Genomic DNA, 16,882 nt, shown 5'->3' with positions numbered 1-16,882 from the left:
CTCTCTCTCCTTGTTCTCTACTCGTCAGAGCCGTCTGCAAGAGCAGCTTTTATCATGATCGCGCACTCGATACGTTTTTTCTGCATCTCGCACCCGATATCATACGCATCCGTGATGGAACCGTGGAAGTTGTAGGAATTGGCCGCACAGCCGCCACTGCAGTAAAATCTGGCAAAGCAATCCCGACATTTATCTTTCGCATAGACATTGCAGAGCTTGAACTCGTCGCGGACTGCCGTGTTGGTCACGCCCGTATCCACGTTGCCGAGCAGGAAATCTTCGTTTCCTACAAACTGATGGCACGGATAGAGGTCGCCCCACGGGGTAACTGCCAGATACTCAGTTCCTGAACCGCATCCGGACAGACGTTTTGCCACGCACGGTCCCTGTGTCAGATCGAGCATAAAGTGGAAGAACGTGAAGCCGCGTCCCTCTTTGTGTCTCTTGACATACTCTGCTGCCAGACGGTCATATTCCTCGAGAATCTGCGGAAGATCCGCTTCTTTGATCGCGTAGGGCTCTTCATCCGGTGCTACGACCGGCTCAACCGACATTTTCTTGAATCCAAGATCGGCAAAATGCAGGACATCTTTGCCAAAATCCAGGTTGTTGTGTGTGAAGGTACCACGCACGAAATAATCGCGGTCTCCGCGCTTTTCTGCAAATTTCTGGAACTTCGGCACGATCAGGTCGTAGCTTCCGGTTCCGTTGCGGAATGGGCGCATCTTGTCGTTGACCTCTTTTCGTCCATCCAGACTGAGCACGACGTTTGCCATCTCGCGGTTGCAGAATTCCATAATTTCATCGTTTAACAGAACGCCGTTGGTGGTCAGTGTGAAACGGAATTTCTTGTTGTGCGCCTCTTCCTGGGAACGTCCGTACTCGACTAACTGTTTAACCACCTGCCAGTTCATCAGCGGCTCGCCGCCGAAGAAATCGACTTCCAGGTTCCGGCGGTTTCCAGAATTGGCAATCAGGAAATCCAGCGCTTTCTTGCCGACCTCAAAGGTCATCAGCGCTCTGCGTCCATGATACTCGCCCTCTTCTGCAAAGCAGTACTGACAGGCAAGGTTGCAGTCATGCGCGATATGCAGGCAGAGTGCCTTGACAACCGTCTGGCGCTTCTTGAAATCCATAACGAAGTTTTTGTAAATGTCAGCGGTAAAGAGTTCTTCCTGATCGATGAGCTCCTGAATGTCCTCAAACGCCTCTCTGATCTCTTCCTGGCTGTATTTCTCTTTTAATGCTGCCGCCGTCTCGTCTTTCAGGGACTGGGCAATCTGAAACGGCTTCTCGCTATCCGGAATCCGCTCCGATAAAAAGGAAATCACATCGTACAGAAGCGGATCGACCGAATGGACGGAGCCACTGTTGACATCCAGTACGATATAATATCCATTATTTATATACTGATGAATCACTGTCTTTCTCCTTCTATAAGACATAGGCAGGCAGACAACCCGGAACATATGCAGTCCTCTCCTCGGACCGCGCTCCGTCTTGTCTGCCTCCCTGTGTCAACTCTGCGTTTTCTCAGACTCCAGCTCTCCCACTCATGAAAAGCTCTGATTTATCAGAAAACGCCTCATTTGTTTTGTACTGCCAATTAGCGGTTCTGGTTCTCGCAGCTCTGGTTACCTACAGTACAGGATGTCTTACATGCAGACTGGCAGGATGTCTGGCACTCGCCGCAGCCGCCTTTCTTCATGCTGTTCTTCAGTGTGCTTGCGCTCAGTGTCTTTACGTGTTTCATCTCTATGTCCTCCTTCATTTTTTTAGTATATAAAGTCCTACAGATTATATCATATGTTGCCCACTTGTGCAAGCATTTCAATTTACCGTGTTTCTCACAGATTCCGGCTTTTTTGGAACTGTTCACGGGTAGGCACTTTTGGAACCGAAAGTGCCGTAAGAAAACGCGGTGGCAGCAGGAATTTGCCGTATTGAGATGCGAAGCCACGGCAAATTCCGTTACTGGGCACGTATGCGTGAACAGTAACGCTTGTTTGTAACAGTGTTTCATTCTGCAGGCATATTTGTCCTTCTTTGCTCATATGAATAGAAAAAAATGCACACAGGTATTTTATCATGGAAAAATCAGCTATCCAGATTCTGCTCCGTTCTTCCCTCTTCTCCTACGCGGCAACTGCTGTCTTTCTGCTTCTGCTCGCGTTTGGGATGTACCGTTTTCAGTGGGGTGAAAAGGAAATCACGCTAGGAGTGCGCGGCATCTACATTCTCGCCTGCTTTCTGGCAGGACTCGTCGCCGGGAAGAAAGCAAAAAGGCGCCGGTTCCTCTGGGGATTCTGCGCCGGCGCCCTTTATTTTCTTATTTTTCTAGCCCTGTCTTTTGCGATCCGACAGTCCCTCAAGGAGACTGCCTCATCCCTGCTGCTTTCCTTCGCCCTCTGCGCCGGAAGCGGCACCATCGGCGGTATGTTTAGCTAACGCCGCCTCCGACGGGCTTAACAGGTACAGATGAATCTTATCGATCCGGTTCTTATCCACACATTCAACGACGAGGCGGACGTTTTCCACCACAACCTCTTCTTTTTCCTGTGGAAGATGGTTCAAAAGTCCGATCACCAGTCCGCCGATGGAATCATATTCGTCTGACTGGAACTCCAAATTCAAGCGTTCATCCAGATCGTCGAGTTTGACCGAACCATCTACCATGTATTCCCGCGGGGCGATGCGCTGAATGGATTTTTCCTCGTCTCCATCGTACTCGTCCCGGATATCTCCGACAATCTCCTCCAGCATATCTTCCAGCGTGATAAGACCGACCGTCGAACCGTACTCGTCGAGCACGATCACGATGCTGATCGCTGCTTTCCGCATCTCGCGCATCAGCTCAGCAACCTTCTTAAACTCATATGTATAGAGAGGTTTCCGCAGATATTTTCGGACAGAAAAGCCCTCTTCCCCGCCTTTTAAGAAAATATCCTTGATGTTCAGAACACCGATGACATTGTCCGTCGTCTCCTCATAGACCGGGTAACGCGTGTATTTCTCACTGCGGAATACCTCCATCAGCTCGTCATACGTCGCATCCACGTCCACAAACGTCATGTTGACCTTCGGAAGCATGACATCGCGCGCCACGGCGTCCCCAAAATCAAACACATTGTTGATCATCTTCTTCTCTTCGGACTCGATGACGCCCTCTTCGTGGCTGACCTCCACGATCGTCCGCAGCTCATCCTCCGTGATGGACTCGCCCTTTGCCTTCACATCCACGCGAAGCAGCTTCAACACTAAAAACGAGAGCTGGTTGACCACAAAAATGACCGGTGTCAGCACCGTCATGATATAATAAATGATTTTAGCGAACCGAAATGCAATCCGCTCAGCCTGTATCGTCGCAACCGTCTTCGGCGTGATCTCGCCGAAAATCAGGATTAAAAGCGTCAGAATGCCCGTCGCAATCCCTACGATCTTGTTGCCCCAGATGTGGGTGGCAAGAACCGTCGCAAGAGAAGACGCATACAGGTTTACCACATTGTTGCCGATCAGAATCGCACTCAGCATTTTGCTCGGATCCTCTATGATCTTCAATACATACTCTGCCTGCTTATCGCCATTCTCCGCCAGCGTCCGCACCCGGATCTTGTTGACCGTCGTCAGCGCCGTCTCCGTCGAAGAAAAGAAAGCCGACATCAAAAGCAGAAGTATCAAAATCAATAGCTGTATCCCATCACCAGAACTCAAAAAACTCAACTCCTATCTCCCCATGTAGGGGATTACTCTTTTTTAAGGTTGATTCTACCGTATTTCATAGGTTCTGTCAATAAAGACAGACCTGCATTTCCATACTTCTGCCATCTCCAGTTACCGTTCTCGCATACGTGCCCAGAAACCGTCTCCCTTCTTCTTAAACCAGAATATGACACAGTCAAAATCTCTCATTCACGCAAGCCGTTGCAGTCACATAAATATATATAAAAGTGTGATAAAAATCACGTTTTTATGTGTATTTATGTGATCCTTCTTGTTATTTTCTCATCTAAAGCATATAATAAGCTTGTAGAATCAATCACCGTCTTTCTATAAAGGAGTATAACTAATATGGAACGTTTGATACTGAATCAATTATTAAACTGGAAAAACTCCCCTTACCGCAAGCCTCTGATTTTAAAAGGCGTCCGTCAGGTCGGAAAAACATGGATCTTAAAAGAATTTGGACGACGCTTTTATGAAAACACCGCCTACTTTAACTTCGATGAAAATGAAGAATATAAACAATTTTTTGAAACTACGAAAGATGTGAACCGCCTCCTGCAAAATCTGATGCTGGCAAGCGGCCAGAAAATTTTACCTGAAAAAACCCTGATTATTTTCGACGAAGTTCAGGACTGCCCGAATGTAATCAATTCTATGAAATACTTTTGTGAAAATGCACCGCAATATCACATTGCCTGCGCCGGTTCTCTGCTCGGTATCGCGCTTGCAAAGCCGTCTTCTTTTCCAGTTGGAAAAGTTAATTTCCTGCAGATTGACCCGATGACTTTTACTGAATTTCTACTTGCAAATGGAGATGATAATCTAGCCGCCTATCTGGAACAGATAGATACGCTGGAACCAATCCCCGATGCTTTTTTTAACCCACTTTATGAAAAGCTGAAAATGTACTATATTACCGGCGGTATGCCTGAATCTGTCCTGATGTGGACAGAAGCTCGGGATGTCAACGCCATGCAGGACTCTCTTTCTGCCATCGTTGACGCTTATGAACGCGATTTTGCCAAACATCCGGACGTCCGAGAGTTTCCGAAAATTTCTATGGTATGGAAATCTATCCCGTCCCAGCTTGCAAAGGAAAACAAAAAATTTATTTATAAAGTGATTAAAGAGGGCGCCCGTGCCCGCGAATACGAAGATGCCTTACAATGGCTGGTAGATGCCCGTCTTGTGCATAAAATTTACCGCAGCACAGCTCCCGGTCTTCCAATGTCCGCCTATGATGATATATCCGCTTTTAAAATTTATCTTGTAGATGTAGGTCTTCTTCGGCGTCTATCCCAATTATCTCCCCGCGCCTTTGCCGAAGGAAACCGCCTATTTACTGAATTTAAAGGGGCATTAACCGAAAACTTTGTGCTCCAGACTTTAATTACACAATTTGAAGTTGTTCCCCGTTACTGGACACAAACCAATCCTCCCTATGAGGTAGATTTTCTTATTCAGCGGGAAAATGATATTTTCCCGATCGAAGTAAAAGCTGAAACCAATACAACCAGTAAAAGTATTAAAAAATTTAAAGAATTGTTCCCGGATAAAGTCAAACTGCGGGTGCGTTTTTCTCTTGATAACTTGAAACTGGATGGGGATATGTTAAATATTCCATTGTTCATGGCTGACCAGACCAATCGCCTAATCGGGATTGCCCTAAATCATGTTTAATTTCCTGTAAAACATTTCTGCCTCATTGGACATACTTTCTATGAAATAAAAAAGCTGTCGTTAAGCGAAAAACGGCTTCCTTGCTAAATAAACAGGAAAGCCGTTTTTCGCTTAACGACAGCCTCTTTTTTATATTTCCACACCATAGTTGATACTTAATCGCCTTCATCCTTCTATCAGCTTTTAGCCATTCTAATCTTCTTCCTCTCCCACATAATTTTAGAAACCATCCTCTATGTTTCTCTACTTTTTAGCTCAAAAAGCAGAAATACATTTTCTATTTCCGTATTTTTTTTGACCAACATATACCTATCTTAAAATCCAATATTAACCTAATACCCCGAAAGAGGGAAAGCATCATCAAATGCTTGTTCCATCTCTGCAACATCATGATACCTTTCATCTAAATTAGGCGATATCCCTTTTAACACAAAATTCTGTACATTCTGATTTGTGATTTTTTCTAAATTATATTTACCTGTCATTATATAGTAGATAAGTCTTGTGAGTGCAAACGTTTCATATTCCATATTATAATTTTCAAATCCTATCGCCTGAAGATTACTATCATTTAATGATCCTTTTATTTCACTACCAAAACTTGTCAATTCACTTTGTTTGATTTTAACTAATCCAAAATCAGAAACTTTCACTACAATTAAATCATCCTCATAATACTGTAATAGTATATTGGTAAAACTAACATCTCTATGTAAATAACCCTTTGAATGAATATAAGAAAAACCTCTAAAAACCTGCCTTGCGATTTCTCTGCGTTTCTTTATAGTTAAAATACTATTATTTTTTCTATAAACTTTTTCAATGTCTCATCTGCATATTCCATATAATATTCATTTTTCTCTTCATCATATCTATAAACTTCTAATACATACGGTGATTTCAGTTCCTTCATCACCTCAAATTTCCTTTTAAATCTTTCCAATTTTTTTATCAAGATCATTTTTTGCCCTTTTCAGCACAAAATACTTATCATAGAAATCATCTTTATATTTAAAAACCTTCGCATAGGAACCTTCTCCTATTATTTTCAGAAAAAAATTATAATCCTTAATTTTCGAAGAAACAGTAATCATTTCAGACACAAAAAATATAGGATCATATTTTATCAATTTAAACTCTGGCAAATCGTCTGGTATTTTACCCCCCACTTTCCTGTAAAAAACCATCACAAAATTTCAGTATATTAACATACTTCTCCTCTAATTTAAACTCCAACGGTGTAGATTTCAGTCCACATTTCATTTCTTCATACAACTCAATCATTTTCATCAATTCTCTGCTTTCATCAGCATTATAATGTCCGTTGATATTCTTTTTTGATTGCATAAAACCGAGTAGGTCATTAATTTTTTGATGCATAACTGCAAAGAACTGTTCCAAATAAAAATCACTTATATTTTTATATAATTCTTCGGTTTTCAATACACCTTCCACTTGATTTTCTTCACATTTAATCTTCAAGAAATAATCAGCATTCATAAAATATCCCTCTTATTATAAATCCATCACCAAATATCTCTAATTATTCTTTTTCATTTCCTTATAAATTTGATGAAAATGTTGGCTATTGTAAAATTGGGAATAGTCTTTTCCGTCTTTTAAATATATAACAAGTAATGGAAACCACCATTTAGAAAACATAATACTTCTCATCCAAAACGATTTCTCTCCTTCTCTGTTTTCCACCGCAGAATACTTCTTTTTTATATAATTAAACAATTCTTTATTTGTGTTATTTCCTTCTCTAACCATTTCCGCTAATATAATTGGATTTATTTCATCATTTTCAAAGCTTTCTATTAATTCTTTAGTGTTTATATTAACATCATATTTTCCCAAAACATAGTAATGCCATATCTGCAAAACAGAATCCTGATACGTTTTATTTATAAAATCATTTTTTGATTTCAGCAAACACATTATTTCATCTTTTTTATTATCATCATCAATCAAATTCAGTATTTCAATAATAACTTTATAGCAACGCGATGCAAATATGGGTTCCAGACAAGCCAACTGCAGCATATACGCTACAGTATACTTTTTGAAATCAATTTTTTCATCCATATCAAAATCAAGCCGCTTTAAATTAATGGCCCTTCTAAGCAACGATAAAAAAGCTTTTATTTCAGATTTTCGCTCATTATCATATTCCTTAGCTATACATCCTTTTATATTGTAAAAAATATCTTTATCATATTTTATTTCTCCACTAGAGTCAAAGCCAAAAAAATCAAATTTTTTCTTCAACTCATACACATCAACATATGATGTATTATATATACCCTTTTGAGTTTCCGTTTTATTATTATTTATTCTAAGTCTATATTTATTCAAAACCCTTTGCACCAATGGTAACTTAGAATATATTTCCTCCAAAGAATCTGAGAAAAAAGTCAAATCGTCAACATACCTAATATAGGATATATTTTCTCCTATAACATTATTAATTTCATAATCAACACACAACATAAGTAATTCTGCAGATACTGTCGAAGAAAATACCCCCGTCACAATTCCCTTGGTTTGATTATTATTTATTTTCATATTATAATAATCTAAGAAATCAAAATAAGCATCACAAAATACATGGCTCTTATATGGTTCAGCATCTTTAATCTTACTTAAATAATGTGTATATACATTCGGATAAAATGACTCTATATCTACTTTTACTGAATATAGTTTGGCACTTTGTTCCTTTAAGTATCTTGCATTGTTTTCTTCATAAGCAAGTTGTCCCGTAGTTTTATTGTTTTTTACAGCAAATATTCCATTCTCAATAATCTCTTCTCTTCCATCATACATTTTATCAATATAAAATAATTCATCAAATAATATATATGAGTTCGAATTGCAAACATATTTATCAAATTCCGCTTCATTATATAATTTATTAAACAATTTATCATAGACCGCAATCGTATTATAAACAAAAGTACAATAATACTTCAAATTAGGAAGTTGCATCTCTCTTAATGCGCCATTCTTCTTAAATTCAAAAAAAGTTATAGGTTCTATTCCATCATTAAATATATACTTAGGTGATTCTGTATTTTTATATTCTATAATTATTCCATCGGTCTTACAAAAATCATCATATTTGTCATCATCTATATTTTCTATAATCTGCTTTATCACCTCTTTCATAGTTGACATATCTATAACTGGAGGTAATTCCTCATGCCAATATCCTTCTATTAATAAGTCAATATTTTTTTGTTGTATTTCATCATTTTTATCTATCATTTGTTTTCTCCTAAATAAATCCAAAATATCTTTTCGCAAAGAAATATCCAACTATATCAGCAAACACATTTTTTCAAAACTTTCTGTACCGATCCTGACAGAATTAATTCCATCATTTTCTGCTTACCATCTTCAACCTCTGGTTCTCCACACCGAAGATGAGTCTTATGCTCCGAAACACAGCAATCCTTATACCAGCATTCCCCCATCAATTCTCCTTTGATAGACCACTTCTCGTTTTCGGTCAATTCACCCGCCAGTGATTTCATGACTCGCTCTGTCGAAAAGCGTTTAAAACCAGCTAAATACTGCAAAGTCTTTTCGTCCTTAATTTCTGCCATATTTATTTTATAATTTTCCATTGCTGCGAGAATTTCTTCTCGTATTTTAATTTTATCTTTCTTTCCCGTCCCTGTCCAAGCAATTAATTTGTCAAATGCTAAAATCAGATATTCAAAGCAAATCATATCCAAAAGCTGAATATGACCGCTCGACTGATCTGCAAACATTTTCAAAATGCGGTATTTATTCCGAATGTCCTGATTATCTACCACATAATCAAATGCAATATAATATGTATCTCCTGTATCAGGTTCCAAGCCAGAAATCGCGTCCAATATTCCTTGATTACTCTCCTTACTTTCAACAATCAGCTCACTATCAAAGAAAATCCGATTTACCATCTGCCAGAAATGGAATCCCGCATCGGTATCTTCCGTCCATAAACACTTCATAATTATACTTCCTCTTCCAGCGTAATCTTATTGTCCACTAATTTCAATACTTTAAAACTTTTATCCGAAACATTCAAACCATCACAGTTTCTCAGGAAAAGCATATACTGGTTTGAAAATTCAAAATTAATAAATCGACGAATATCATCATTCATCCGGATATCTGCATTATCAATTACAATATAATTATTTCTGCATTTTTTTAAATTTTCTAACAGATTTTCCGATTTATAGTTAAACAATTTGATAGCGTGATACGCATCCGTCAGCTTCAAATCCTCAAGCATCTCATACAGAACGGTTCTACCTGTCCCACTGTCTCCGCCTACAAGCGTGATCCTGTCTTCAAAAGATAATTCATAAGAAAAAGGAGCTGCCTGGAAGTGAATATTTTTATAAATCATTCTGCGCTCTCCTTTCATACTCTCTGCTCCACCATGCCTGATATCCCGTATTTTCGGTCACTATTTCCTTATCATTAAAGCATATTTCAGTCTCTGCCGGAATCTCAACAAAGCTTGGGCGTGACATATAAATCTTTATGTTATCCATTTGAAATATCATTTCAAGAACATTCGGACCACATTCTTCCATTGCACTTTATTTTACTTTACCCTATAATGTTTATAAAAACAATCCAATTCTTACAGTCATAAAAGATACGGAACGACTGCCCTGACAGCCATATCCTATTTTTATATCATAAAGGAGATAAGCAAATGAAATTATCCCTCGGAATTGACATCGGCAGTTCCAGCACCAAGGCGGCGGCGCTGGATGAACATGGCGCTCTGCTCGGTACGCTTCAGGTTCACGCGGATGACCCGCGCACCTCGGCTTACGGTGTTCTCGGGCGTTTCCTGGATCAACAGGGCGCTTCGTTTGGCGATGTTGAAAAAATCGTCCTGACCGGGCTCGGTTCGACGTATTTCCATGAAAATATCTTCGGCATCCCGACCATCCACGCCCTGGAGCTGGATGCCATCGGACACGGCGGCCTATACCTGTCCGGGCTTGACGAAGCGCTGGTGGTCAGCCTTGGAACCGGCTCTGCCTTTATCCGCGCTTCAAAGACAAACGGCTTCCGTCATCTGGGCGGAAGCGGTGTCGGCGGTGGGACACTTGCCGGCATGGCGGAGCGTTTCTTAGGCATTACCGACATTTTTGCCCTCTCAGAGATGGCGCTGCGCGGCAATAAGGCCATGGCGGATCTCCGCATCGCCGACGTGCAGGAGGAAGATGTCCCGGGACTTGCCGCCGACTTAACGGCTTCCAATTTTGGGCGAATCAAAAGCGGCGCCTCGGATGCTGATCTGGCTGCCGCTCTTTTCAATATGATTTATGAAAATGTGGGTGTGATGGCGTCCCTAGCGCTCAGCCAGGACACCACCCGAAATGTCGTCCTGACCGGTTCTCTCGCCAGCCTTGCACCTGCTGCAAAGACCTTTGACATTTTCAATCAGATGCACGATGTCTTTGGAATCGACTATATCATTCCGCCTCATCCGTCTTTCGCCACGGCAGTCGGAGCGCTTTTATGTGATCCTCTGCCGGAGAACTAAGATCACGGACGGCTCCCAGCAGATCGAAGGCTGCGATCAGGGCGCTTCCTGCGAAGATAAAAAAGTCTCCCAGATTAAAGACGACCTTTTCCAGGTATTTACACCGGATGCTGAAATAATCTACCACATAACCGCGTTTGAGGCGGTCATACAGGTTGCTTAAACCACCCGCCGTGATGAGGGCAAAACCGATCCGATCGGCTTTTCTGCCTTCGTCCCGGCACAGTAACCATGTCAGAATGCCCGCTGCCGCCGAAGTAAAGACAACCGGCACCATGCGAACCAGTTCTTTCTTTTCTTTTTTTACTCCAAAACAGAAACCGTCGTTGTGATTGCGGTACAGACGGATCTTTCCATGGCTTTTTTCCATGTCGCGCGGAAAATCTTCCGGTTTCTGGGCTTCTATGTTTTCCTTGCAGAAATAATCGATGCCGAACAGGGCAGCTATCATGTACAGGTATTTCTTCATAAGGGTGACCTCCTCATATCATTGTCATTATCTAACCTATATTTATTATAACAATTTTTTTCGATAGCGTATAGGGAAGAATTCGCATTTTACTGCATATCTTATTTTAAAATTTAAAATTCCCGTGAAAACTGCCATGAATTGTTCGTCTTTTCCCGAAGAGCAGACTGCTGATTTTATCGAGCGTTTTTTTCCGTTTGCTTATAACCAGATTTTGGATAATGATTCCGGCTGCTATGATTTTATCAATCATGAGTATGTGATCTGGCACCGACCTCTGGCAGAGGCACTGCCGCTCTCAGTCCAGCAGTATGGCTATGACTCGATCCCGAATCTTTATACCATATTAGATACATCCAGCCTGGACAGCGCAGGAATTTCCCGGACGGCAGAACAACCATTCCTTGGAAACAAGGGACGCGGGGTGCTGATTGGGATTGTGGATACGGGAGTCGATTATACAAATCCCCTGTTACGCGAGCCAGATGGAAGCACCCGCATCGCCGCCATCTGGGATCAGACGGTTCCGGGCGCGGGACTTAGCACGCCGGATCCGATCGATGCGCTGCACTACGGAAGTGTCTACCAGCGTTCCCAAATCAACGAGGCGCTGCGCTCGGAAAATCCGCATTCCATTGTTCCCACCTCAGATCCTCTCCGCCACGGCACGCAGATGGCTCTGGTCGCAGCCGGCTCCGAAGATCCGGATACTTTTTTCTCCGGGGCGGCGCCGGAATCGGAACTGGTCGTTGTACGCTTGAAACCAGCCAGAACCTATCTTCGCGATTTTTTTCTGATCCGCGAGGATGCCATCGCCTTTCAGGAGGACGACATCATGCTCGGAATCAAGTTTCTTCTTTATATTGCCAGGCAGGAGAAAAAGCCCCTTGTGATCCTGCTGGGTCTTGGCACCAATACCGGAAGCCACAGCGGCACTTCGCCGCTTGGTCTATATCTGAACAGCCTGTCGCGCGCCAGCGGGCAGATTCTGGTCGCCGCCGGAGGCAATGAAACCGGGCGCGGGCACCATTTTCGCAGTGTATTTCCTGCTTCCACCTCCTATGAGGATGTGGAACTGCGGGTCGGTCCCGGCGAACGGGGATTTACGCTGGAACTGTGGGCGCGTGAATCGGAGCTTTACAGTGTCGGATTTTTATCCCCCTCCGGCGACGAAACGGGACGCATCCGGCTCTCCGGCGACGAAGAACGCCGGATTCCCTTTCTTCTGGAAGGAACGACCATTCACCTCAACTATACCAGCTCCGAGCTGGCGACCGGAAGCGAACTGATCCTGATGCGCTTTGATGCCCCCGCCGCCGGAATCTGGAAAATCCGCGTCTACCATACGCTCTCGATTCAGGGTGAATATCATATGTGGCTGCCGGTGCACGGCTTTATCTCGGATGAAACCTTCTTTCTGCGCCCGGATCCGGACACAACCATCACCGATCCGGGCAATACAGCAGCCATCATCACCACCGCCGCCTACAGCCACCAGACGGGCGGGATCTATCTGCATTCCAGCCGCGGTTTTACCCGCACCAGAACTATCAAGCCCGACCTTGCCGCCCCCGGCGTCCGGCTCCCGCTTCCCGATTATCAGGAGGTAACCGGAACCTCATTTGCCGCCGCCATGACCGCCGGAGCCGCCGCGATCCTGCTCTCCTGGTCTGCCTATACGCCATCAGCCCCGCGGATCAACACCTCGATTGCCAAGGCATTTCTGATCCGCGGGGCTGACCGCCGAAATTCCATCGAATATCCCAGCCGGGAGTGGGGGTATGGGACGTTAAACCTATATAACTCTTTTTTATCCATGAGAAGTTAATTAACTTCTGCTGTTTTCTCTTCACACACAAATTGCTTTTCCGGATCCTTACATCGCTAACTTTCACCACATACATGACACCGTTCACCGATCATGTTCCTGAAAAGCTATTATCCCCGCATCTCTATCCGCGGACCGCCATTCTTCTCCAGATACGGGCGCGTGATCACAACGGAGCCGATATTCGGATCTTTCGGGATCTCATACATGATATCCATCATAAAATCCTCTAAAATGGCACGCAGCGCACGGGCACCCGTATCTTTTTCCAGCGCCCGCTCGGCGATCCACTCCAGTGCATCGTCCTCAAACACCAGTTTGACCTCATCCAGCGCCAGCAGGCGCTCATACTGCTTGAGGATCGCATTTTTCGGTTCTTTCAGAATCCGCATCAGCAATTCCTTTGTCAGCCCCTGCAGGCTCACAAGCACCGGCAGACGTCCGAGAAACTCTGGAATCATGCCAAAATTCCGCAGATCTTCCGTTGTCACCTGGCTCAAAATATCCGGATCATTGTCAAATTCATCCTTCAAATGGGAGTTGAAGCCCATCGTGGAACGCTTTTTCAGGCGCTCCTTGATGATATCATCCAGTCCCGGAAACGCGCCACCACAGATAAACAGGATGTTGTTCGTATCCACAGTCGCCATCGGCGTGAGTGCATTCTTCTGGTTTGAGCCGACCGGCACCTCTACCTGGCTGCCTTCCAGAAGTTTTAAAAGCTCCTGCTGTACCGACTCACCGCTGACATCGCGGCTCATCGTATTTTTCTTTTTCGCAATTTTATCGATCTCATCGATGAAAATGATGCCTTGCTCAGCTTTCTCCACATCATTTCCAGCCGCTGCCAGAAGCTTGGAGACTACGCTTTCTATATCATCTCCGATATATCCAGCTTCCGTGAGCGCCGTCGCATCCGCGATCGCCAGCGGCACATCCAAAAGCTTCGCCAGCGTCTTGACCAGGTACGTTTTTCCGCTTCCGGTCGGTCCCAGCATCAGGATGTTGGATTTCTCAATCTCCGGCTCGCCGCCCTGCATCTGCATTCCCTGTGCCGCCGCGTTTTCCGCCTTTTCTTCCGTATTTTCATTTGCCCGGAGCTCGTCCTGCTGCCGGAGAATCACGCGCTTATAATGGTTGTAGACTGCCACTGAAACTGCCCTTTTCGCCCGCTCCTGCCCGATCACATATGCATCCAGCTGCGCCTTGATCTGGTGCGGTGCCGGAACATCCTTCATCGTCAGAAATTTCTCCGTGTCTTTTGCCTTGCTCTTTTTCTTGATCTTATTTTTCTCTGGAATCTCTGTATTCGGCACCTGCATGCCCGCAAAATCATTGAGATTCATGTTCATAAACGGCATATTTTGAAGCTTGGAAAAGTCCATGCCCGACTTGGAAATCGAGTCAAATGCTTTCTGCATACACTCATGGCAGAAATTCATCCCGCCCGGCATCGTGATCATCTCTCCCGCCTTGCTCTCCGGGCGGCGGCAGACGTAGCAGATTTTCTCGTAATCATCCGAATGATCTGTACTGGTTTTATTTGTATCTGTTTCGTTTATATTGGTTGTCGTATCTATATTCTGGTTATCACTCATATTTTTATATTTCCTCCAATCTGAAAGCACCTTTTCATTTTATCATAGCTTGCGAAAAACGTAAATCATAACAGCAGCCGTCATTTCATTTTAAAAATAAAAAAATTTCCTATGAAACAAAAAGACAGATGAATCACCGCCCTCTCTGATTACAAGAGGATCTACCGGCGGTTCACCTGCCTTCTTTTCTATATCTTCCTGATTTTATTCATTTCCGCTTCGCAACAGTTCCGTATCTTCACCGTTACGGGCAAATATCCATTCCAGTCCACTTCGCTGATGGGATATTTTCTATCTTCCCAGTTTTCTCTGCGGACTTGCCTGTGATTCACTCCGGCTCTCGTTCTGGCTATCCTGACTCTGCGGCATATCGCTCTTGGAGCCCAGTGTAATCTGTACGTTTCTCTCGACATATTTGCCATTTTCCAGACTCTGTACCGTCATGGTAACGGTGGAACCTGCCTTATAGTAAGTCAGCAGTTTCTTGAGATCATCACCATTCTTTACCTTCTCACCGTCAAACTTGGTGATAATATCGCGCTCCCGCAGATCCGACCTGGATGCCGCGCCGCCCGCAACAATCTTGTATACATAGATACCTTCCGGCATGCCATACGCCTGCGCCATCTGGCTGTCGATATTCTGAGGCTGGATTCCCAGATAGCCCTGCTCATTCTCATCAACAGCTACCTTCGTCGTCTTCGTCATCAGGTCGCTGATAATATCCTTTGCCTGTGAAATCGGGATCGCATAGCCGATGCCCTCAACACTGGTGTCCGAATACTTCGCCGCATTGATGCCGATAACTTCACCGTTCATATTTAAAAGTGCGCCGCCGCTGTTGCCTGGGTTGATCGCCGCATCTACCTGCAGAAGTGTCCGCTCTACGTCGTTGATGGTTAGCTTTTTATTTAAAGCGCTGACATAACCGACGGTAACCGACTGCCCCTGTCCCAGTGCGTTACCGATTGCCACAACACCCTGTCCCAGCTTCAGGGAATCAGAATCGCCCAGATCGGCTGCCTTAATCTGTTTTCTCGTTTCTTCCGGTATATCCGAAAGCTGTACGGCAATGACTGCCAGATCCGAATCGGAATCAGTACCTTTGACCGCTGCCTTAACGCTCTGGTTATCAATAAAGGTAACCGAAAGTTCCTCGGAATCTTCAACGACATGGTTATTGGTAATAATCAGAAGTTCCGTGTCATTCTGTCCGGCAATGATTCCTGAACCGCTGCTCGGCACCTCGTACTGCTGCTGACCAAACAGCCAGTTGTTCTGTGTATAAATCATCTTGTTGTTGATCGCTACAACGGACGGCATCGCTTTCTCTACAATCGAAGAAACATCGTTGCCAATGGAGGCCTGCGTTTTAGTGCCCGCATCTGCCTGTGTCTCCTGGGAAACCTGACCGATCGTTTCCTGTGCGGTCTCACCCGGAAGAAGCCGATTTGAAAGTGCATTCACGCCGACCATGGTTCCGCCTGCCACACAGCCAAACAAAATGCCCGACATCACAAGTGCCGCAATTTTCTTACCAGTATTCTTAGAGCCATGTCCCCGGCCACTCCGTTCTTCCGGAATATAGCTGCGTTCCGGCTGCTTCTCTGCATTCTCTTTCGGGTCTGCTCCGGCTGCTGCCTCCGGTTCTCCATCGAGACTGCCCCGGTAACGGGAATCATGATAACCGCCATAATCGGAAGTTTCTTCTTTTTTAGCAGTATCGTTATTCTTTTCCTCATAAGCGCTGTCCGAATAAGCGCCCTCCGTATAATCTACATCCTGATCGTGTCTCTCATTTCTTTCATTCTCGTCATACATATATTCATACCTCCTGTTCTCAGGAATCACAGCCGCGTACTGTCCATTTTGCGAACCTTCCCGCAGCGGATTGTTCATACTCTTATATTCTGTCTCAGGCTTTCTGCCCTCTCTCTGTTTACATGAGATAGTCTATCAGTTATTTGTGATGTAATTGTGAAAATAAAATCATAAATCTGTGAAGCTTAAAAACATCT

Annotated in this window: 16 protein-coding genes; 4 read left to right on the top strand and 12 right to left on the bottom strand. The window is 44.0% G+C overall.

What is annotated here, in order from left to right; translation table 11 throughout:
• Window positions 1-17: 17 nt before the first annotated feature.
• Together scfB and scfA are read right to left on the bottom strand one after the other, a co-directional pair.
• Window positions 18-1,421 (bottom strand): thioether cross-link-forming SCIFF peptide maturase, encoded by a 1,404-nt coding sequence (gene scfB / locus DXB70_RS12160; protein WP_118523804.1) that lies wholly within the window; start codon window positions 1,419-1,421, stop codon window positions 18-20.
• Between the two features lie 185 nt (window positions 1,422-1,606).
• Window positions 1,607-1,753, bottom strand: coding sequence for a six-cysteine ranthipeptide SCIFF (gene scfA / locus DXB70_RS12155; RefSeq protein WP_022359867.1), 147 nt, complete (start codon window positions 1,751-1,753; stop codon window positions 1,607-1,609).
• 335 nt (window positions 1,754-2,088) lie between these two features.
• Between scfA and DXB70_RS12150 the strand changes: the two genes are divergently transcribed.
• The gene (locus DXB70_RS12150; RefSeq protein WP_107001467.1) at window positions 2,089-2,448 is read left to right on the top strand and encodes a TIGR04086 family membrane protein; all 360 of its coding nucleotides are present in this window, start codon (window positions 2,089-2,091) and stop codon (window positions 2,446-2,448) included.
• On the opposite strand, the gene DXB70_RS12145 is transcribed toward DXB70_RS12150, so the two are convergent.
• Entirely contained in the window at window positions 2,383-3,711 is a 1,329-nt protein-coding gene (locus DXB70_RS12145) for a hemolysin family protein (protein WP_118673407.1), read from the bottom strand. The genes DXB70_RS12150 and DXB70_RS12145 overlap by 66 nt on opposite strands.
• A gap of 357 nt (window positions 3,712-4,068) precedes the next feature.
• Here DXB70_RS12145 and DXB70_RS12140 point away from each other — a divergent pair, with 357 nt between their 5' ends.
• The gene (locus DXB70_RS12140) at window positions 4,069-5,403 is read left to right on the top strand and encodes an ATP-binding protein (RefSeq protein WP_118673406.1); all 1,335 of its coding nucleotides are present in this window, start codon (window positions 4,069-4,071) and stop codon (window positions 5,401-5,403) included.
• 332 nt (window positions 5,404-5,735) lie between these two features.
• Here DXB70_RS12140 and DXB70_RS12135 read toward each other — a convergent pair whose 3' ends face one another.
• The 6 genes from DXB70_RS12135 to DXB70_RS12110 all read right to left on the bottom strand — a co-directional run bounded on the left by DXB70_RS12135 (window position 5,736) and on the right by DXB70_RS12110 (window position 9,811).
• Window positions 5,736-6,170, bottom strand: a complete 435-nt coding sequence (locus DXB70_RS12135; RefSeq protein ID WP_243099963.1) for a protein kinase — start codon at window positions 6,168-6,170, stop codon at window positions 5,736-5,738.
• A gap of 20 nt (window positions 6,171-6,190) precedes the next feature.
• Window positions 6,191-6,316, bottom strand: a complete 126-nt coding sequence (locus tag DXB70_RS14570) for a hypothetical protein (protein ID WP_279221359.1) — start codon at window positions 6,314-6,316, stop codon at window positions 6,191-6,193.
• A 245-nt stretch (window positions 6,317-6,561) separates the two neighbouring features.
• Window positions 6,562-6,903: a hypothetical protein gene (locus DXB70_RS12125; protein ID WP_118673403.1), complete on the bottom strand. Its 342-nt coding sequence runs from the start codon at window positions 6,901-6,903 to the stop codon at window positions 6,562-6,564.
• Window positions 6,904-6,942: 39 nt separating this feature from the next.
• Window positions 6,943-8,673 carry an RNA-directed DNA polymerase gene (locus tag DXB70_RS12120; protein WP_118673402.1) on the bottom strand — a complete coding sequence of 577 codons (1,731 nt, stop codon included), beginning with the start codon at window positions 8,671-8,673 and terminating at the stop codon, window positions 6,943-6,945.
• Between the two features lie 56 nt (window positions 8,674-8,729).
• On the bottom strand, window positions 8,730-9,407 hold the full coding sequence (locus DXB70_RS12115) for a hypothetical protein (RefSeq protein ID WP_118673401.1): 678 nt from the start codon (window positions 9,405-9,407) through the stop codon (window positions 8,730-8,732).
• 2 nt (window positions 9,408-9,409) lie between these two features.
• Window positions 9,410-9,811 carry an ATPase gene (locus DXB70_RS12110; RefSeq protein ID WP_118673400.1) on the bottom strand — a complete coding sequence of 134 codons (402 nt, stop codon included), beginning with the start codon at window positions 9,809-9,811 and terminating at the stop codon, window positions 9,410-9,412.
• Between the two features lie 315 nt (window positions 9,812-10,126).
• Here DXB70_RS12110 and DXB70_RS12105 point away from each other — a divergent pair, with 315 nt between their 5' ends.
• A complete protein-coding gene (locus tag DXB70_RS12105) occupies window positions 10,127-10,969 on the top strand; it encodes a BadF/BadG/BcrA/BcrD ATPase family protein (protein WP_118638602.1) in 843 nt (280 codons plus the stop codon).
• Here the strand turns inward: DXB70_RS12105 and DXB70_RS12100 are convergent.
• On the bottom strand, window positions 10,899-11,438 hold the full coding sequence (locus DXB70_RS12100) for a signal peptidase II (RefSeq protein WP_118523802.1): 540 nt from the start codon (window positions 11,436-11,438) through the stop codon (window positions 10,899-10,901). The two genes, DXB70_RS12105 and DXB70_RS12100, sit on opposite strands and share 71 nt — an antisense overlap.
• Before the next feature lie 136 nt (window positions 11,439-11,574).
• On the opposite strand from DXB70_RS12100, the gene DXB70_RS12095 reads away from it, so the two are divergent.
• Window positions 11,575-13,266, top strand: coding sequence for a S8 family peptidase (locus DXB70_RS12095; protein WP_118673399.1), 1,692 nt, complete (start codon window positions 11,575-11,577; stop codon window positions 13,264-13,266).
• A gap of 110 nt (window positions 13,267-13,376) precedes the next feature.
• On the opposite strand, the gene clpX is transcribed toward DXB70_RS12095, so the two are convergent.
• Complete coding sequence (gene clpX / locus DXB70_RS12090) at window positions 13,377-14,864, bottom strand: ATP-dependent Clp protease ATP-binding subunit ClpX (protein ID WP_118482345.1); 1,488 nt, start codon at window positions 14,862-14,864, stop codon at window positions 13,377-13,379.
• 291 nt (window positions 14,865-15,155) lie between these two features.
• A complete protein-coding gene (locus tag DXB70_RS12085; RefSeq protein ID WP_118673398.1) occupies window positions 15,156-16,685 on the bottom strand; it encodes a trypsin-like peptidase domain-containing protein in 1,530 nt (509 codons plus the stop codon).
• Window positions 16,686-16,882 lie beyond the last annotated feature (197 nt).

Source organism: Clostridium sp. OM05-5BH (genome assembly GCF_003481505.1).
In the GTDB taxonomy this organism is placed as follows: domain Bacteria; phylum Bacillota; class Clostridia; order Lachnospirales; family Lachnospiraceae; genus Otoolea; species Otoolea fessa.
This window is presented reverse-complemented; position numbering and strand designations above follow the sequence as displayed.